This is a genomic window from Brakhagea baltica (assembly GCF_052161605.1).
Taxonomy (GTDB): domain Bacteria; phylum Planctomycetota; class Planctomycetia; order Pirellulales; family Pirellulaceae; genus JBKCUI01.
In genome coordinates this window covers 3,922,041-3,941,745 of record NZ_CP197409.1, presented here as the reverse complement: position 1 = coordinate 3,941,745, position 19,705 = coordinate 3,922,041, and the positions used below count along the sequence as shown (strand labels likewise).

At 51.2% G+C, this 19,705-nt stretch carries 13 protein-coding genes; 7 read left to right on the top strand and 6 right to left on the bottom strand.

Going from position 1 to position 19,705, the window contains the following annotated elements; all coding sequences use genetic code 11:
* Nucleotides 1-4: 4 nt before the first annotated feature.
* Both SH449x_RS15110 and SH449x_RS15105 read right to left on the bottom strand, forming a co-directional pair.
* Nucleotides 5-2,431, bottom strand: coding sequence for a protein kinase domain-containing protein (locus tag SH449x_RS15110; protein WP_482376907.1), 2,427 nt, complete (start codon nucleotides 2,429-2,431; stop codon nucleotides 5-7).
* A 13-nt stretch (nucleotides 2,432-2,444) separates the two neighbouring features.
* A complete protein-coding gene (locus SH449x_RS15105) occupies nucleotides 2,445-3,047 on the bottom strand; it encodes an RNA polymerase sigma factor (RefSeq protein ID WP_482376906.1) in 603 nt (200 codons plus the stop codon).
* 196 nt (nucleotides 3,048-3,243) lie between these two features.
* Here SH449x_RS15105 and SH449x_RS15100 point away from each other — a divergent pair, with 196 nt between their 5' ends.
* From SH449x_RS15100 to SH449x_RS15080, 5 genes are all read left to right on the top strand, one after another.
* Nucleotides 3,244-3,714, top strand: coding sequence for a hypothetical protein (locus tag SH449x_RS15100; protein WP_482376905.1), 471 nt, complete (start codon nucleotides 3,244-3,246; stop codon nucleotides 3,712-3,714).
* Nucleotides 3,715-3,718: 4 nt separating this feature from the next.
* Nucleotides 3,719-4,171: a flagellar basal body rod protein FlgB gene (locus SH449x_RS15095; RefSeq protein WP_482376904.1), complete on the top strand. Its 453-nt coding sequence runs from the start codon at nucleotides 3,719-3,721 to the stop codon at nucleotides 4,169-4,171.
* Between the two features lie 171 nt (nucleotides 4,172-4,342).
* Nucleotides 4,343-5,767, top strand: a complete 1,425-nt coding sequence (gene rimO / locus SH449x_RS15090) for a 30S ribosomal protein S12 methylthiotransferase RimO (RefSeq protein WP_482376903.1) — start codon at nucleotides 4,343-4,345, stop codon at nucleotides 5,765-5,767.
* Nucleotides 5,764-6,330 (top strand): CDP-diacylglycerol--glycerol-3-phosphate 3-phosphatidyltransferase, encoded by a 567-nt coding sequence (gene pgsA / locus SH449x_RS15085; RefSeq protein WP_482376902.1) that lies wholly within the window; start codon nucleotides 5,764-5,766, stop codon nucleotides 6,328-6,330. Before rimO ends, pgsA begins: the two co-directional genes overlap by 4 nt.
* Nucleotides 6,327-7,496, top strand: a complete 1,170-nt coding sequence (locus SH449x_RS15080; protein ID WP_482376901.1) for a CPBP family intramembrane glutamic endopeptidase — start codon at nucleotides 6,327-6,329, stop codon at nucleotides 7,494-7,496. The genes pgsA and SH449x_RS15080 overlap by 4 nt, the downstream gene beginning before the upstream one ends.
* 41 nt (nucleotides 7,497-7,537) lie before the next feature.
* On the opposite strand, the gene SH449x_RS15075 is transcribed toward SH449x_RS15080, so the two are convergent.
* The 3 genes from SH449x_RS15075 to SH449x_RS15065 all read right to left on the bottom strand — a co-directional run bounded on the left by SH449x_RS15075 (nucleotide 7,538) and on the right by SH449x_RS15065 (nucleotide 13,160).
* A complete protein-coding gene (locus SH449x_RS15075) occupies nucleotides 7,538-10,006 on the bottom strand; it encodes a penicillin acylase family protein (RefSeq protein ID WP_482376900.1) in 2,469 nt (822 codons plus the stop codon).
* An 8-nt stretch (nucleotides 10,007-10,014) separates the two neighbouring features.
* A complete protein-coding gene (locus SH449x_RS15070) occupies nucleotides 10,015-12,810 on the bottom strand; it encodes an MGH1-like glycoside hydrolase domain-containing protein (RefSeq protein WP_482376899.1) in 2,796 nt (931 codons plus the stop codon).
* 107 nt (nucleotides 12,811-12,917) lie between these two features.
* The gene (locus SH449x_RS15065) at nucleotides 12,918-13,160 is read right to left on the bottom strand and encodes a hypothetical protein (protein WP_482376898.1); all 243 of its coding nucleotides are present in this window, start codon (nucleotides 13,158-13,160) and stop codon (nucleotides 12,918-12,920) included.
* A gap of 246 nt (nucleotides 13,161-13,406) precedes the next feature.
* On the opposite strand from SH449x_RS15065, the gene SH449x_RS15060 reads away from it, so the two are divergent.
* Both SH449x_RS15060 and SH449x_RS15055 read left to right on the top strand, forming a co-directional pair.
* Nucleotides 13,407-15,560: a M3 family metallopeptidase gene (locus SH449x_RS15060; protein ID WP_482376897.1), complete on the top strand. Its 2,154-nt coding sequence runs from the start codon at nucleotides 13,407-13,409 to the stop codon at nucleotides 15,558-15,560.
* A gap of 3 nt (nucleotides 15,561-15,563) precedes the next feature.
* Complete coding sequence (locus SH449x_RS15055; RefSeq protein WP_482376896.1) at nucleotides 15,564-18,083, top strand: carboxylesterase family protein; 2,520 nt, start codon at nucleotides 15,564-15,566, stop codon at nucleotides 18,081-18,083.
* 12 nt (nucleotides 18,084-18,095) lie between these two features.
* Here SH449x_RS15055 and SH449x_RS15050 read toward each other — a convergent pair whose 3' ends face one another.
* On the bottom strand, nucleotides 18,096-19,598 hold the full coding sequence (locus SH449x_RS15050) for a DUF1501 domain-containing protein (RefSeq protein WP_482376895.1): 1,503 nt from the start codon (nucleotides 19,596-19,598) through the stop codon (nucleotides 18,096-18,098).
* Nucleotides 19,599-19,705 lie beyond the last annotated feature (107 nt).

Genomic DNA, 19,705 nt, shown 5'->3' with positions numbered 1-19,705 from the left:
TAAATCAATTCTTGCCAAGACTCTCATAACATCGGACCAAGAGTTCTATTTGGCGTGCTTGCGATTCGGCCTCCGCAAGTGATTGCTCGACTTGTTTTAGCTCCATGTCGTTTGCACCACCTAGCTTATATCGCAACTGCATGGCTTCTCTGGTTGCCTTCCTCATATTCAACGCTTGCTTATGGGATGAGAGCTGTTCTTTAAGCGCCTCGAGAATCTTTTTTTGTTCAGACTGAGCATCATTCCGTGCTGCATAGGCAAGTTTACGTTCTGCAGTCAGTGCGTTGATCGACTGCTCAATGGTTCGTAAATGGGCTTCGACGGTCTGTATCTTTTGCGTTAATCGTTCTCCTTCCAACTCATCGTCTTCTTTGGTCTGACCTTGTTTCCCACGTAAAGCGATCAATTCCTCCAGGCCTGCCGTTAACTCAGCCTGCCCCTCGCCGATGGCCTTCTCGACGCTAGCAAGCTTCAATCGCGATTCGTGCAGACGATTCGCAAGTTCCAAAGCGGCGCCAAACGCGGAGATGACTTTAGGCGAACTGCTTGTCTTGGGTCCAAAAACGTCTGCAATTGCTCCTTTTGGTTCAATCGAATTGACTGCTACCTGGGATGGTATTTCTTCCGTGGTTAACGGGTTTTCGGGTGACTTCGCCTGCTGGACCGCCTGCGATTCAAAATCCTGCTGAGCTTGCTGTGAAGCGGGTTGCCAAGCAAACTCCAACAGGCGAGGAACGCCCGGCTCAAGCTGCGATTCTGGATCCACGGACACGGCACCTCTTAGTATTCCGTTCTCTCCGCTTCTAAGTGTGATCTCACCTGATTCTGCTTCGCCCACTTTCCAGCGACCGTTGTAACGCCGTTGCAAACGAGACCATTCGAGTCGCACTACTCCACGTCGGCCGGTCGAATCAACGAACGTTCCTGAGTACCAGTCACTCGCCTCGTCGACCGATGCTAGGGAAACATGTTGCCAGTTCTCCCCGGTCCAGTGTCCGGAAATGTCCACCGGATTGGTCACTTGCGTCGTCAGTAGACCTAACAGAGCTGCTAGCAAGAGTAAAGCCGTCATAATGATGCCTCGGTTTGAAAAGAATTTTCGTGATGAAAGAACTGGTTGGGTTGGCTTGGTTTGTGGTGCTGAAGTGTTATGGGGTGAAGCGTTATGTTTCAACCGCTCGCTTCGGATCGATTGTGGCAATTCGACTTGCAGCGGCTGCTGCAGATGGGCCAGACAGCCGTCAAACAAATCGACCACTTCACGAGCATTCTCGAAACGATCTGCGGGATGTTTGGCTAGCAGACGAGCGATGATGGCGCATAGCCATTCGGGAATCTCCGAGTTGATCTCGCGAATCGGACGTGGATCGGAATCTGTGATGCGACGGAGAATGCCATAAGCGGCCTCAGATCGAAACGGCGGTCTTCCGGTACAAGCCGTGTACAGTACGCTCCCTAAGCTGAACAAATCGCTACGATGATCTACCGATTCCCCCCGCGCTTGCTCTGGCGACATATATTGCGGAGTACCCGCGATAACGCCCGTCTGGGTCATCGAAGCGTCATCCATCGCCCGGGCGACACCGAAATCGGTAATCCACAAACGCTCGATGCCATCGCTCAGCAGAATATTGGCTGGCTTGATATCCCGATGCACGACTCCTTGCTCATGGGCCGCTGCTAATCCTGCTGCAATCTGTCGGCCGATCCGAACTACCTCGACCACCCCTAGCGGTCCACCGTCGTCAATTCGTTTCTGTAGTGAAGGTCCTCGCGCATAGGGCATGACCAGATAGGGCAATCCACCCGCTTCGGCGACCGCATAGATGTCGATAACGTTGTCGTGCGTGATCGCCGCAGCAGCCCGTGCCTCGCGTTGAAAACGTGTCCTAGCTGATCCCGAGTGAGCCAAATGCGGAGCCATAACTTTGATCGCAACCACCCGGCGCAGCGACTTGTCAAAGCCCTTAAGGACCGCTCCCATTCCACCCACACCAACAACGCCACTGATCTCATAGTCCCCTACGCGACCGAGCATCTCAGGATCGTCGGTTGGTGCTAACGAATCTAGTACGCTTTGCACGTATCGTTCTCGCTGAGAAGTATTGTGCTCTCTTGCCGTCGGATCACCTGAGCTGGAACGATCGTTTTCATAGGAGCGAGGGATTTCGAGCCCACGATACTGTTCTGAGTATGCTAGCGATTCGTTACGCGATGAATCAGGTGCTGAATTAATCCCTGAATCCGGCCTGAGCAGCGCGACAGCGTCCCGCCAGATATCCGGTTCTGCCGAGCGTCGCTGCAGCTCGTTTCGGCAACGCTCGCAGTCGCACAAGTGTCGCTCGAACTCGCTCGCGACCGGTTCGCCAAGTCGTTCTTCCAGATAATCATCGATCCGCTTGGGATCGCAGGTTTGCTCATTTGGCTTCATGTTGGGTTTCCTGCTAGGAATCGGACTCGGATTCTTCGAGGTGCTGAATCGCGTTTCGGATTCGCCTCATAACGCGGCTGCGAGCTGCGTAGACGCTGCCAGTCGAGATCTGTAGTAACTCCGCGGTCCGCTCGACGGAAATTTGTTGTAGCTCGGACATTTCAAAGGCCAGCCACGTCACTTCTTGCGATTGGTTGCGAACCTGTTGGGCTGCTCTTGATAGCAACTCGCGGCGATACTCCAGGTTGATCAACGCTTCGGTTTCGGGATCAGCTGGTATTTCAGACAGGACTTCCAGCACATCAGAGCCACCGCTGGCTCGGTCGCGAGGCCGCCTGGAAAGGGCCTTGAGAATTGCATTCCGAGTGATTCGGCCCAACCAATTGCGAAACTGCACTGCTTCATGGCGTTTTTCAAAGCGATCGATGGCCGAGGAAACCGCGATCAAGACCTGCTGAACCAGGTCCAACGCATCAGCATGTTGCAGTCCCTTGGCTCGAGCGATACGAAAGATCACCGGGCGATAGAGCTGTTCAAACTGCTCCCAGGCGGCCCGATTCGACGGATCTCGAACCCGGACGATCAGGCTTTCGTTGGTTTCTGGAAATTCTGGCAAGGTAGACTCCTCTTGGTTCTATCTTACTTAATCCAGCACCGACGCGTTTCTGACAGCGGATCGGTGAAAAAATTGTTCTTCAGGCTTGCCGAGAGAACCTGGATACTCTTGGCCCGCCTGGCCCGATCAAACGAAGCCAGGTCATTTTTCTAAACCAATCTTGGCTCAGCGAAAGATTTTTGCTAAAGCCTTGAATATGGCAGATCCAACTTCCCCTATTCCTAACACCGAACGACTGTTCGAACTCATCGAGACCAAGCTGCATCTTCTCGAAGAGATGCAAGCATTGACGATCGAACAGTCGGACCAAGTGGCTCAGCACGATATGGGTGCGTTGATGGCTGTGCTATCTCGCAAGCAAACGCTGATGGAAAGCTTGCAATCCGTTCAGTTGGAGCTGATCAGCTACCGCGATGAGGATCCCGAAGCTCGGGTATGGAACTCACCGGAAAAGCGAGCTCGCTGCAGAACGATGGTGGATCGATGCGATCGCTTGCTCTCCGAGTTGATCGTGCAGGAGAACCGCTGCTTGGACAGCATGAATCTCAAGAGGGATTCCGTGCTCACGCAGTTGCAACAAACCGTGGCCGCCTCGCAGCTTCAAGCCGCATATGGCTCAACCGCCACGTTAGAGGATTCCAGCGAAGGCTTCAGTCTCGAGGGCTAAGTGTATGCTTCCGTCACTTTTCAAAACCACCACCTTTGAAAGCCTTGAGCAAACCATCTCGTTTGCTGAGAGGCGACATAACATTCTGGCGAGCAATATCGCCAATATGGATACGCCCGACTACCAAACTCGCGACTTATCGGTCGACGATTTTCAAGCGAGCATCAAGGATCTCATCGCGACTCGCAAACGGCAAGCTGACGAATCGCCGACCATGCGATTCAGCGTTTTGCAGCAAAATGAAGCCTCCGATCTAACCGCAGCCCGAGATCAAGCGGTCCAGAACGTCCACGACGCCATGCGCCAGGTGGTCTACAACGACGGCAGCGACGATAATTTGGAACTCCAGGCAACTCAAGCAGCCAAAAACAAATCGCTGCACGAAGTGGCGGTCACGCTCCTGCGATCTCAGTTTAAAGCGTTGCAAATGGCCATCTCAGAAAGCGTCAACGTTTAGCCCGTTGGTCTCATTTAACAGGAAAAATGGGCCTAGCCTCCAGCAAGACCGCTGGTATCATCGACGAATTGGCAACCATCCCATTGCTCGCCAATTATAATCATACCGTTATTCGGTGCGGGACGTCGCTCCGGGCGGCCTGCATAAAGTCTTGTATATTTGCTGTTTTCTATGAGCATACTACCCATAATCAACCCTGACGAGACCCAATCCCCCCTTGGGAGCCTGGCCCAATCAGGAGGGGGGCGTGGCTCCTATGCTTTTATAAGCTTGGGATGCCCAAAAAATCTGGTCGATAGCGAACAGATGCTAGGACTGCTCCAAAGGGATGGCTACCAACTGGTCCAAGATCCGGAAAAATCGGATTTTGTGGTCATTAATACGTGTGGGTTCATCGACAATGCCCGCAAAGAATCGTTCGATGCGATCGACCAGATGCTCGAACTCAAAAAGCAGGGCAAAATCCGTGGTGTGATTGTCACCGGTTGCTTGGCCGAGCGTCAACAAGAAAAGCTCCTCGAGGCCCGCCCCGAAATCGACGGGATGGTTGGAGTGTTCGGACGGGACGATATTACCACCATTGTCGATCGATTCATGGACGGTCTCGACGAGCAGCGGACCATTTTCCGACCTGCCCCAATTCGTGCACTATCCGATGATTACCGTTTGCAAGTGACCCCGAAACACTTTGCGTATTTGAAGATTTCCGAAGGCTGCGACCGACTTTGTACGTTCTGTGCAATTCCCAAAATGCGGGGCAAGCATGCAAGCAAACCGATGGATAAGATTCTGGAGGAAGCCAAGCGGTTGGCTGACAACGGCGTACGCGAAATCGTTGTCGTCGCGCAAGATACCACTTACTACGGTATCGACATGTTTGGGGAACCACGGCTATACGAGCTGCTGACCGAGCTCGACAAAATCGATGTCGATTGGATTCGATTGATGTACTTTTACCCAATGTACATAGACGACCGGCTTATCGATACGATTGCATCGGCGCAGCGGATTGTTCCCTACATCGATATGCCGCTCCAGCATATCAACAATCAAGTTCTAAAGCGAATGTCCAGGCGGGTGACTCGCGAACAAACCTATGAACAAGTCACCAAGCTACGAAGCAGCATTCCGAACTTGGTAATGCGGACTACCATGATCGCTGGTTTTCCTGGAGAAACGGATGAACAGTTCGATGAACTGGAAGAATTCGTTTCCGAGATTCGTTTTGAAAGGCTAGGCGTATTTGCCTATTCGATCGAAAGCGATACCCCTGCAGCCAAGCTGACAGATCATCTACCTGAACGCGTCAAGAAGGAGCGTCGCAATCGTCTCATGGCAGTTCAACAACAGAATGCGTTCGAGTGGTGCGAAGAGCAAGTAGGATCGAAGCTCGACGTCCTCATTGATAAGGTTGTCGATGAATCCAAGAACGTGTGGCTGGGACGCACATTCGCTGATGCTCCGGATGTCGACTCAACCGTTTTCGTAACCGGGGAACCTGGTAAGAAGCTTCACGCTGGTGCGTTAGTTGAGTGCGAAATCGTGACCTACAAAGACTATGATTTGGTGGGAGTGGCGACGGGAGTCCCGCGATGACCACACCTGAGAGACCATCCAATTGGAACGTCCCCAATGTGTTGTCCACCGTCAGATTTGTTCTCGCATTAGTCGTATGCGGGTTGATTGAATGGTCTTTCTTTTTCGCCGCAATGATTTGTTTCATCGTTGCTGCGAGCACGGACTGGATCGATGGATGGTGGGCTCGGCGATACAACCAAGTCACTAAACTAGGCCGGATTCTGGATCCCTTTGTCGACAAGATCATCATTTGCGGCACGATGATCGCGCTGGTTGGATTTGAATCTAGTCCTCTGCGGCCTTGGATGGCAACATTGGTTGTAGGGCGAGAGCTTCTGGTGACCAGTTTGCGTGGGATGGTCGAGGGACAAGGTGGAGATTTCTCCGCAAAGCAATTAGGCAAATGGAAAATGTTGCTTCAGTGCGTAGCGGTGGTAGCGGTCATGATGTATCTGCACTGGGGGACCGTTTCGTCGAGCTACTACTGGTTTACCGTGGTTTCGATTTATTCCGCCATGGCTCTAACCGTCATTTCGGGCCTGGAATATGTGTGGCTCGTATTTAAGAATCGGAATTCATGAAACCAGAAGATCTGTCTCCTACTCAGCTGTTACAGGTCGCCGCCCTGGGCATGATCATCATCACGCTATTGATTGGCTCGTTTGCTTCGTGGGGAGTCCTACTGTTTCGACTGACCAAGGGAATGCGATTCCAATCGTCAGTCAAGCCTACAGCGTCCGTCGGGTTTGTTGATTGCGTCATCGCCGTAGCGATTCTCTTCGTGTTTATGGTAGCGGGAGCTACATCGTGGAGATTTTTTAACGGACCTGTTGCACCGAGCTCCGAAGAGATTGCTTCTGTATCGACTGATTCCGTTATCGAAAACGACCAACCGGTGGAAGAAGAGTCCGACCCATTGCCCGACTCACCGACCGAACAGGAATCCACTGCGGAAACAGAATCTACTGCGGAACCAATACCAGAAGAAAAGAGCAAAGAGAAAAAACTCAGTAAAGAAGATGTTCTCGGGTCCGGCTGGATTACTGTCGCTCAACTATTTGCAGGCATCGTCACCTTGATCATTGTGGTGAATCGCCTCGGAGGTGATTGGCGAGCAGTCGGTATTTCTTCATCCGGACTACTAAGAGATATAGGAATTGGCGGTTGGGTACTGCTGCTGATGCTCCCTCCGATCGTAACAGTCAATGTGATTACCACCCTTGTAAGCGGAGTCGAGTACAACCACCCCATTATCGATGCGCTGAAAAACTATCCTTGGCTAGTGGGAGTCATCGCCTTTCAAGCTGTGATTGTAGCACCGCTCACTGAGGAGTTTTTTTTCCGTAGTTTGTTGATAGGTTGGTTCGAATCCGCTCATTTCGGTCGAACCGCCAAAGCGGTTTTATTCGGATGGAAACCAAGCAGCGTTGCTACCGATGAGGCTAATACATCGGAGGATTGGAAGCCAGCAAGTTTTGAAGCACCTTACACCGCAGATAGCTCCCAAATACCGTCGGAGTATCGGCCGCCATGGTGGCCAGCCATTGTGAGCGGGGTTCTATTCGGACTGGCTCACTTTAGTTACGGAGTCAGTTGGATCCCGTTGATCGTTTTCGGTATTATCATGGGACGAGTCTACCAACTACGTCAGAGTCTGATCATGTGCGTTGCAGTTCACATGCTGTTCAACGGCATCAATATAATCAACCTCTGGTTAAGCCTCGGGCTCCCCATAAACAAAAATTGAGCCTCCGCGGTAGAACACGAAGGACCATTGTGCCCTCATCATTATTCGGGCAGCAATCGTAGCTGATTAACCGTTGGACCAGGCAGGAATGGCGTGGCTTTACCTTGTTCCCAGGCCTCGTGGCCGTCCGAGTAGTGGGGTGAAAGAGGATGCCCAGACTGTCCACATGGCATGTGCATGTAACCATCTTCTTCCCTACCAGGTGAGACCGCCATGCGTTGCGATGCTCCCGACGAAGGAGATTGTATGTACGGCAAGTCCGACCAACCACCATCCAGTTGATGCTTTGGCATATCAATCCATTTGCCGACCAACGGAATGGCCATACTCATAGGATGTTGAATGTTGGTCGTATTGACTCGCCCCCAAGTGAATTGCTCTAAGGAACCTGATTTTTCGATCTCCAACTGAACGGCTTTGATTTGTTCCGCGAGAAAATGGTCCCAATCGGAAAACGCTGGGTCCAAGCAGTGGGCAGGTCGCTGCTGCAGTATCTCCCAGATCGACTCTTCCAGCCTTCGATGACGAACTAGGCTAAATTTGTCGTCTTGTTCTCGTCCAATGCGACCTAGAAAATTTGCCATCTCGGTCGCGACATGATTTCGAAAGGCCCAAACTATCCGATAGCCAACCGAGTCGACTGTTGCATTGCCATCCCAAGTCTCGATGACCTCACGCAATGACTCTCTCATGGGCAGGTCACGCCCCTTTTCGGATTCCATAGCACTCAACATCACAGCCCTCCATCGGTCGAGCAGCACGGCGCGTTTATCAAGTTGCACAGCCAGCATGTCGGATTCGGACGCTTGTTCGATCTCTAGTAAAGCATCTCTGATTTGTTTCTGCCTTGCTCCCCGATCGTATCCAGCATCTCCAAGAACATGGTATGCATCGCCACTGACAACACGAGCATTGGCGGTCCAAATTCGCCCTACGGCAGGATCGATCACACGCGGATACTCGTGTGGCTCCAGGTAGCCGTGCCAGGCATGCTGGCCATATGCCCAGGACGTAGGCAAGAATCCATCAAAGCCAGCTCGTCTTGGAATTCGGCCCATGATGGTCCAACCGATTCGGCCCTTCGCATCGGCGACCACAAAGTTCTGATGTGGTGTTCCACTTAGGTTGGCTATATCCATGGCGGCTTCTAGAGAGCGACACTCTTCCAGCTTCATCAAATTGAGATTGATCCCTTCGGAATCGTGTGCCACCCATCGGCACGCTAGATCGCGGCCCGATTTTTCTTGCCCGAGCACTGGCCCCCATTGAGTCCACTTTATGTCGATAGTCACATCCGATGCCCCGCGAACCTTGATGACTTCCGGAATGGATTGAAACGCTCTGGGACCGTCAACGGTTTGATACTTGCTGGAATCATTCGGATCTGCTTCGATGATTACAACGTCGAGCCAGTCAGCTTCACTGTTCGTAAATCCCCATGCAACATGACCATTGGAGCCTACAATGATTGCGGGGGCGCCAGGTAACGTTACACCTGTCGTGCGACTGAGAGTCACGTCCTCGGAACGATTTTCAAGAACAAAGGAGGCTCGATACCAGATATGTGGTACTTGTATGCGCAGATGCATATCGTTCGCCACCAAAGCTCTGCCATCTCTCGTGTGACTTCCGGCCACAGCCCAGTTGTTGCTTCCTAGCGCATAGGGCGTATCAAAGGATTGGTCGTCGTCTAAGCTCGACATGGGATGGGCCCCTCCGGTCGCAGCTACCTTAGGTTGATCCTTAGGCTTGGGTACTGTCCTAGGATCAAAAATCTCAGGGCCGGGAATGGCGGGAGCAGGAAAGGCTTCGCCAAAGATCGGCGCATCTAATTGTCCACCACGAGGAACAAGAAAATCAAAAGCCTCCTGAGGTACCAGCTCGTGTAGCAAACCACGCTGCCGCTCGGATTCGAATTGGTTCCCTTGAAGATCGAGGAACATCGAGAACACTACCAACAAAGAATCTTCGGGCGTCCAAGGAGCGGGCGTTTGGCCCAGCAGTAAGTATTCGAATGGATACGCTCGAAGTGACTGAAGTCCAGCGTTCACGCCATCGGTATAAGATCTGAGCAAGGAACGAGTCGCTTCCGGCTCTAGCTCGAGTCTTTTTTTCGCGGCAGTTCGAAAGCGATGTACGCGTGTCGATTTGTCTCGTTCGACTAGCGCGGGGCCGATCAGTTCTGCAAGCTCACCAGCTGCATTTCGCCGCAGGAGATCCATATGAAAAAAGCGATCTTGCGCGTGAACAAAACCTGTCGCGAAAGCTAGATCTTGCCGTGAGGTCGCGCGAATCGTTGGGATACCTAATGAATCCCGCTCTACTGTTACCTCTTCCTGAACACCTTTGACGACTACTTTGCCGTCTAGGATTGGCAGGCTTTTTGTGAGCTGGCGGTACCCCCACACCCCAGCCCCTCCAGCAACACCCCCTAAAAGCACACAGACTGACAAACTGATCAGGGCCAAGCGTTTCTTCGAGAAGCGGGACCGCTTTTTAGAATCATTCATAGATTCCCTCACTTCTTGCTCGCGCATTTCGCATGATTTTCCAGCATGGTAGCAACCAGCGCCGTCCAACCTGTTTGATGGCTCGCACCTAATCCTCGACCGTTATCACCATGGAAGTACTCATAGAACAGAATTTGCTCGTTCCACTCGGCCCCTTGTTTGTAACGGGGATCCTGACCGTGGGCGGGCCGCACCCCTTCGCTATTGAATTGAAATAGATTGATCAATCTTCGCTCGATTTCGTCTGCAACTTGGGCCAAGTTCATCATCACCCCCGAACCAGTCGGACATTCGATTTGGAACGAATCGCCATAGAACCGGTGATAATCTCGTAGCGACAGCACGATCAAGTAGTTGAGTGGGAACCAGACTGGGCCTCGCCAGTTACTGTTCCCACCGAACATACCACTGTCACTTTCTCCAGGCACATAGGCGACGCGCTCCCGGTTTCCATAAAATTCAAATTCGAACGGCTTGTCTTTATGTGCAGCCGAAAGGGAACGAATTCCGTACGGGGAAAGGAACTCCTTTTCATCAAGCATGTAGGTAAGTAGTTTCTTAAAACGATCCATAGACGGAATCGCTAAGAGTCTCATGCCATCAGAAGAATTGTTAGGGCAGGTGAATGTCATATACGACATGTGCTCTGACATATTCGGTCGATATTTCAGAAACCAATTCATCCGCCGATTAAACTCTGGCAAGCTTCGAATTCGCGACTCTTGAATCACGAGACTCGAACAAAGTGGTATAAGACCGACTAGAGATCGGACCTTGAGTGCGGTGCTTTCTCCATGATGATATAAATGATCGTAGTAGAAGCCATCTTCAGATTCCCAGAGTCCTGTGCCGTGTAGAGTATTCATGGCCTCTGCAATCTCGACGTAATGCTCGAAGAATTTGCTCGCCATGTCTGAGTAAGCCCGACTCTCATCGGATAGTTCCAATGCCATTTGCAACATGCAACCGCAGTAAAATGCCATCCATGCCGTGGCGTCCGCTTGATCGAGCGTCGCACCACCGGGCAAGGGTTTGCTTCGATCAAAGACCCCGATGTTATCCAGCCCCAAGAATCCACCACTGAAAACGTGCTGGCCTCGCGTGTCTTTCCGATTGACCCACCAGGTAAAATTAAGGAGTAGCTTTTGAAACGTACGGGCCAGAAAATCTTTGTCTTTGCATTGCTGATAAACTTGCCAACATGCCCACGCGTGAACAGGCGGGTTCACGTCGCTGAGAGCCCATTCGTAGGCTGGAATCTGCCCGTTCGGGTGCATGTACCATTCTCGCAAGAAGAGTACCAACTGACTCTTGGCAAATTCGGTATCAATTCTCGCCATCGGGATCATATGGAATGCCAAATCCCAAGCTGCATACCAGGGATACTCCCACTTGTCAGGCATCGATATCACATCTCGATTAAACAGATGAGACCAATCTCGATTTCGACCTTCCCTACGACCGTCGGGTAACGGCTTACCGTTTGAATCACCGGTGATCCAAGAGTCCACCACATAGTAATAGAATTGCTTGGTCCATAATAAACCGGCGTAAGCTTGCCGCGAGATAGCTCGCTCCTCTGGTGTCAAGCTCGCTGGTATTGCCTCCTGGTAAAACGCATCTGCTTCCTCTTTTCTCTTAGCGAAGATTTCCTCAAACGGATTCGCCAAGTCGACGTGAGAGTACCAGATCTTGCCGGGATTCTCTTTGGGTTCACCAGAGGCCAAGCTCTCATCGCTTTGGCCCGTGATGCGGCATCGTAGCTGCACAGCTTCACCAGCAGGTATCTCCAGAACATAGTGTCCGGCACACTTGGTACCATGCGTGCGTTCATCAGCTCCGTTTGCAACCTGATTCACTACCAATTCGTGGAAGGCATCTTTGAACATGTCGCCCGAAGTGGGAACATCGGGATGGCGGTCTGGATTCGTTTCATTCTCTGTAAAGAGCCAGCGAGGCGAAAGTCTTTCTTGGTCGGATTCGATACGAAATTCAAAGTGTCCAAGCGTTTCGTGATTTCCTACAACGACACCTATGGGATCTTCTGGTGTCCGAACTAATCTCATTCGCGGTCGAACCTCACAGCCTTCGTGAGTACAACCCCAGACCCAGGAATTGTGAAACCACAACTGTGGCAGAACATGAATGGTGGCCGTTTCGGACGCTCGATTCGTTACGGTTAATCGAATGAGGATGTCGTCTGGCGTTTCTTTGCAGTATTCGATTCCGCAGTCGAAATAAGTGTTGTCATCAAATACATTGGTATCTACCAATTCAAACTCGGTATCGAGTAGCCCACGCCCTCGACTCTCATCGACCAATTGTTCGTACGGAAATCGTTTTTGGCTGTACTTGTACAAACCCCTCATGTACGAGTGCGTTGGTGTCGCGTCCAGGTAGTAATAACACTCTTTGTTGTCTTCACCGTGATTGCCTTCGGGACCCGTTAAACCAAACAATCGCTCTTTGAGAATCGGATCTTTTGTATTCCAAAAAGCAAATGAAAAGCATAGTCGTCCTTGTCGATCACAAAGGCCCAGCAGTCCATCTTCACCCCAGCGATAGGCACGAGAACGAGCATGATCGTGAGGTAGAAAATGCCATGCATCCTGGTTATGCGAATAGTCTTCGCGCACCGTTCCCCATTGTCTCTCTGAGAGATAGCTTCCCCAGCGTTGCCAATTTGCAATCCTCTTTTTCGACTCGAACAATCTGCCATGCTCGGCGGTCTCCCTCAAGGCATCGGAACATGGAAAACACATTTCCAAGTTATCGCTAGCACTCTTTTTGTCTGATGTGGACATGGATTCCGGATTCTATTTCGAGAAGTAAAGGAAAAATTGCTATCAATAGGCAGTATCTTAACGATGTGGCAAATGGCGTCGATTTGTAATTCGAAATTCTACTTTGCTCACGTCTCGTCATCTCGTAGCTGTTTTTCCAACGTATGAACTAAGTCCGTCGCTTCTTGCAAACCGGCGATCAGTCGACCGAAACAGTCGTTAACGGTACTCAAGTTCTCTTCCTGGAACTTTTTGGCTGTCTGATCGGACCATGATTCGTCGACTTGCGCGACCGCTTCATTCCAACGATGCAAGAGGTTTTTGAGGTTGTTCGTGCATCCCACTAAATCTTGACGGCATCTAGGGCTCATAGGACTAGCTCTGTCCACTAGGGACTTTGAACGGGCAAAGTTGGCTGGGCTGAACGTCCCAGCATTCTACCTCTTTTACTTGCCCTGCGTTATCTAAGAATAGAAGCCGAGCAAGCGCAACCTACCTGACAGCTGGTTTTCCTCTCGAAAGCATTGCCCCAGAAGCCAATTTGGGGGATAAATAGGTTCTCTCCATAAGGTGCCGAAACGGCTTGTCAATTTCCCTGTTTTTCTGGAGTTCTTCCTATGCGGTACACTCGTTCGATGATGGTATGCCTCGCTCTCGGCATCAGCCCCATCCCCTTTTCCTTGGCCCAGAACCCGACCTCTGAACAACCGATATACGTTTCTATGAACGATGCCAATCCGCTTTTAGTCCCGAGCTCTCTGCCTCTCAAGTCGCCTGAATTCGGGCGGGTCAAGAATGAGCATTTTCTTCCCGCATTCGAAGCTGCCATGAAGGAGCAACTCGAGGAAGTGATGCTTATCGCCGAGTCAAAGGAGCCTCCCACGTTCGACAATACACTGGTCGCCCTGGAGAAAACGGGTGAGGCTCTCAATCGAGTCCAAGCGGTCTTTTTTCACTTGGCATCGGCTCACACCAATGACGACATCCAAGAGATCGAAGCAACCATGGCCCCACGCTTGGCTGCTCACTTTGATGATATCTATCTAAACAAGAAGCTATTCCAAAGAGTGGAATCCCTTTGGAATCAACGCGAGGCATTCAAGGATTGGAATGAAGAACAGCAACGATTGCTTCAGGAATACTATGAAGGTTTCGTGCGAGCTGGTGCTAAACTCAATGACGCCGAGCAAAAGCGCATCAGAGAAATCAACGAACAACTCTCTTCGGCAACCACTCAGTTTCAGAACAATCTACTGGCGCTCACCAAAGAACGTTCCGTGATCATCGATAACGTCGACGAGTTGGCAGGAATGAGCGATGCCGACATCGCTGCTGCTGCACAAGCAGCTGAGGCACGCGACATGAAGGGCAAGTACCTCCTGCCCATTACGAACACAACTCGCCAGCCAGTCCTGACGTCCCTTTCGAACCGCGAGACTCGCCAAAAGGTTTGGGAAGCGTCTGCGAACCGGGGACTTGGTGAGAAGGGTGGTATCGACAATCAACCGCTAGTGATTCAGCTGGCGCAATTGCGGGCCGAGCGAGCAAAGATTCTAGGCTTTGATAGCCACGCCTCGTTCACGTTGCAAAACCAAATGGCCAAAAATTCGGAAGCAGCTTTCAAAATGCTTCAGGATCTTGCACCTGGTGTCGTAACCAAAGCCAAACAAGAGGCCGAAGATATCAAGGAAGCCATGAAAGTCGATGGCATCACCGATGACGTTCAGCCTTGGGATTGGGAATACTACGCTGAGAAGGTGAGAGCGACCAAATACCAAGTCGACGAGAACCTGGTTAAGCCCTATTTTGAGATCAATCGCGTGCTTGTGGACGGGATGTTCTACACCTACGGCAAGCTATACGGAATCTCGTTCAAAGAAAGACATGATCTACCCATTTATCATCCATCGGTGCGAGTCTTCGACGTGATAGATAAAGATGGTGATTTGGTTGGGATTTTTTATGCTGACTACTACGCTCGGGACAGCAAGCGCGGTGGTGCCTGGATGAACTCGTTCGTAGATCAAGCCAGACTGTTGAATCAATTGCCCGTTATCGTGAACGTCATGAACATCCCAGAGCCTGCCAAAGGTGAGCCGACACTTCTAAGCTTGGATCATGTCGTCACCATGTTCCACGAGTTAGGACACGGAGTTCATGGGCTGTTCTCCGATGTTGAGTATCCTCGACTGTCCGGTACCTCGGTTCCTCGCGACTTCGTTGAGTTCCCATCGACCGTTCACGAGGACTGGGCCATCCATCCTGAGGTACTGGCGAACTACGCTAAGCACTACAAGACTGGTGAGCCATTGCCAAAAGAGCTTCTGGAAAAGAGCATTGCAGCCAGCAAGTTCAACAAAGGCTACGAGACGCTCGAGTATCTCGCTGCGGCCCTGCTAGATCTGGGTTGGCACTCGTTAGCTCCGGAAGAAAAGGTGTCGGATGTGGTGAGCTTTGAATCAAAAATCCTTGCCAAATACGGTGTAGATTTCGCACCTGTTCCGCCTCGTTACAGGAGCACGTACTTCGCCCATATTTTTGCCGGTGGTTATTCGGCAGGCTACTATGCCTATATGTGGAGCGAGGTTTTGGCTGCCGATGCCTTTGAATACATGCAACAACAGGGAGGACTCAACCCCGAGATTGGTGGAAAATTCAGGCAAACGGTCCTTTCTCGTGGCGGGAGCCGAGATGTTATGAAACAATATATAGACTTCCGAGGGGCGGAACCAAACGTAGAAGCACTACTTATTCGTCGGGGTTTAAAGTAACCAATGGCTCCCAACTATCCTTTTGCGGGTTTTCTGAGTTCGTACGGCTTAAGACAAATGCTCAGCACTAGGGTTAGATGGAATAGTTTTCATTGGATTGGAAAGACCGATTGGCTACGTAAGGCGGCAGGCGTTTTGGCGTTTGCCGTTTTGTCGTTGATGTCCGAATCATGGTTATTGGGGCAGCAACGACTTTCTGTAACGTTGCAGAATGGGATGATCATCAGCCCCGTCACTGGGGGACCGATCTCATCTATAAGCAACAAGAACCGAGTTGGGCAAGGCGTAGTCAACATCGCGGCTATGGACGATGGGCTCAGAGCGACCTACGTCAACAATAGTATGGTCATCGGTGAATTGGAGCTTGGTAAACCTAGCAGCATTGTCTTTCCTGCAAATGTAAAACTGGTAGCCCCTCCCGATAGCGGTCGAACTATACCGTTCACTTCTGCAATCGCGTCACGATTCGATGTGTTGGGCCGACGTTTCTTTGCGTTCGATTCTGGAACTGTCGTGGAACAGGGCATCACCGAGATAGCACCTCACTACATTCGCGTCGAAGGACTGCGAGGTGCTGCGGGTGGAGTTCCTTGGGACATGAGGATTTCATTGGATTCCGTTCCACCCGCGACTCTACACGACATTCTGCTCAAGAATGCCGATGTCAATCGATCACAATCCTATATCGATATCGTCAGCCTTTATCGAGCTGCTGGACGCTTCGTAGAAGCTCGTGAGACACTAAAATTGACGTTGCAACTCTTCCCAGAAGAAGAAGGCCTGCGGCCATTATTAAAAGAATTGGAACAACAAGCGGTCGATCAATTGCTCAATCTGGCCAAGTCCCTAAAGTCCAAGGCAGGACAACATCAATTCGCCAAACAAATCGTCGATAGTATTTCGACGGACACTTTTGCACTCGAAACCTCTCTGCAAATCAAAGCACTTCAACAGTCCTTTGAACAGGAAATTGAAGAACGCGATGCATTGCTGAAAACAATCAAAGCGGACATAGAGCAACTAACCGATCCCCAGGCTAAACAGGATTGCCTAGGGATCGTGGCTGAGATGGAGAAGCATCTTACTCCCGACACACAAACTCGTTTGACCGATTATCTGAGACTTCGTGAGGATGCCGATTTAGAAGTGAGAGTTGCTCTTGCAATTGGCGGATGGATCTACGGCTCGGGACTTGCGGAGGAAAATTTTAAGCTTGTTCTATCAGCCATTAAGGCGAAACAGCTGGTTTATCAGTACCTCTCTTCACCCACAGCGAACGATTCCATTCTCGATGAGTTGGCCAAATTGGAATCGGGCTCACCACGTTACGTTTCGAGAATTGTTGCCAACATTGCACCGCCCATGCCCCCGCCTGACGAAATGCTGCATCCCATCTCTTTCTGGCCCGATCCGGACAACTTAGAGGTTGTCGAAAAGAAGAAAGTTCCAGGTCGTTACATGATCCAAGTTCCCTTGCCGCGCGAGATGGCTGGACTCCAGGCGACTTATATGGTGCAACTCCCTCCGGAATACAATCCGTACCGGCGTTATCCTTGTATCGTGACCATGAATGGCCAGACCAGTGAACCAGGGGATCAATTGGATATCTGGTCAGGACCAATCGATCCACAAACCGAACGCGGATGGGGCGAAGCGTCAAAGAATGGCTTCATCGTCGTTGCTCCTTACTGGAAACTACCCAAGCAGCCTACTTATAACTACACCGAGAACGAGCAGTTCTATGTTCTCGCGTCACTCTTAGATGCAAAGCGTCGCTTCAGCATCGACAATGATAGAGTTTACCTATCCGGCCACAATGTTGGCGGCGATGGAGCTTGGGATATAGCGCTAGGACATCCCGATTTGTGGGCAGGCTGTATCGTTTTCGGCGGCATAGCGGACAAGTATGTTAAGCAATACCTTCCGAATACCAGATATGTGCCACAGTACTTCGTAACTGGTGAGCTAGCGGCGAAAGGTTTGGAAGTACATCGAGAAGTCAATGCGATGGTCTGGGACAAACTCCTGGGCACCCGCGCCTACGATGTCATGGTGACTATCTACAACGGCAGGGGTGTAGATTTCTTTCAAGAAGAGCTACCGCGCATCTTCGAATGGATCAATCTGCCAAACCATGTTAGAAAGTTCAACATCGAAGAATTCTCGGTGAAGACAAATCGACTCGGAGATAGATTCTTTTGGTGGTATGAAACCGATCAGCTTAAAGAAGGGAAAAACATCAATCATCCGCTCCTTTTCGTACCGGGCACGGAGCACACCGTCGAATCGTCCATAAAGCGAGAGCCAAACAACTTTGTGAATATGAAAACCAATCCGGCCGATCGATTTACCCTGTGGTTTACGCCTGAAATGATCGATATGACTCGGAATGTTCGCGTAAGCGCTGGGGTCAAGAACAAACAGTTTGAGCTCAACCCAGACATTCGAACGTTGCTGCAGGATGTAAGGACACGCTGCGATCGTCAACATCCCTTTTGGGCAAAAGTGAGCTTCCCCGATTAAGCTCGACTCGAATTACGCCATGATATCGCGAACAATATTTCCATGAACATCGGTTAAGCGGAAATCACGTCCCGCATAGCGATACGTTAGCTTGGTGTGATCGAACCCCAACAAGTGTAGCATCGTCGCATGCAGGTCATGTACGTGAACCTTGTTCTCCACCGCTTCGAAACCGAACTCATCGGTTGCTCCGTGAACGTAGCCACCCTTGACGCCCCCCCCAGCGAGCCACATGGTGAACCCATAGTGATTATGGTCCCGGCCACTATTAGACCCAGCGTTGGCACCCGGTTTCGGTAATTCCACAGTTGGTGTCCTGCCGAACTCTCCCCCCCAAACAACGAGCGTACTGTCCAGCAATCCTCGTTGCTTAAGGTCTTTCAGCAACGCCCCAATCGCCTGTGAGCATTCACCAGCCAAATTGCGGTGTGCATCTTTGATATTATCGTGACTATCCCAAGGTTGCCCAGCACCGTGCCACAACTGAATGTAACGCACGCCACGCTCGACAAGACGTCTGGCAATCAAGATCTGTTTTGCCTGGACCGTGTGGCCATACATATCTCGAATGTGCTGCGGCTCCTGGTTGATATCGAAAGCGTCGCTGGCTTCCATCTGCATGCGATAAGCGAGCTCGAAACTTTGCAAACGAGCCTCCAGTTCCGCATCATTCTGCCTCGCCTCTTGATGCTTACGATTCAGCGATTGCAGCAAGTCTAACTGGCGTCGCTGATCGGATTGACTCATACCCGAAGCGTTGCGAATATTGGCGATGAGTTTTTCGATGTCCTGGTTCTTGGTGTTGACGTAGGTTCCTTGATAGGCCCCGGGCAAGAACCCGGATTGCCAGTTCTCAGAACCTTTGATCGGATAGCCACCGGGACACATCGATATGAATCCGGGCAGATTTTGATTGATGCTGCCTAAGCCATAAGTCACCCAGGAACCCACCGAGGGACGTACCAACGTCGCATCTCCGCAATTCATCAGCATGAGAGAGGGCTCGTGGTTTGGCACGTTCGCGTGCATCGAACGGATCACGCAAACATCATCGATCATCTCTCCGACGTGAGAGAACAATTCACTCACCTCGATGCCACTCTCCCCATATTTCTGAAACTTGAACGGGGATCGATAGGCAGCACCGGTCTCGCGCTCGGTCCGCAGGTTGTTAGGAACCGGTTGACCATGGAGCTTGTCCAAGGCAGGTTTTGGGTCAAAAGTGTCTACCTGAGACGGGCCGCCGTTCATGAACAGGTGGATGACCGCTTTGGCCCTCGGTTCAAAATGGGGCTTCTTTGGGAACATTGGGTTCGGGTTTCCCTGCCCAATGCTTCCTTGAAAATCAGCTGCCCCCTGAGAATCGGCAAAGGCGTAAGGATCCTCGCTACCCAAAAGGCCAGCTAGAGCCAGTGCACCGAAACCGGTGCCGCTGCGACGAAGGAATTCCCGACGAGTGGGGGGGAGGGCCGAGAGATGCTTCAGCAAATCTCTGGATGAATAATTGGTGTTCATACCCTCATAATACGCGATCGAGCACCCGTATTCCAGTGCGTTCCACCGATTAAATTGCCGCGAACATACCCTGAACCCACGCCCCGCCAATCGGCACAATCGCTAAA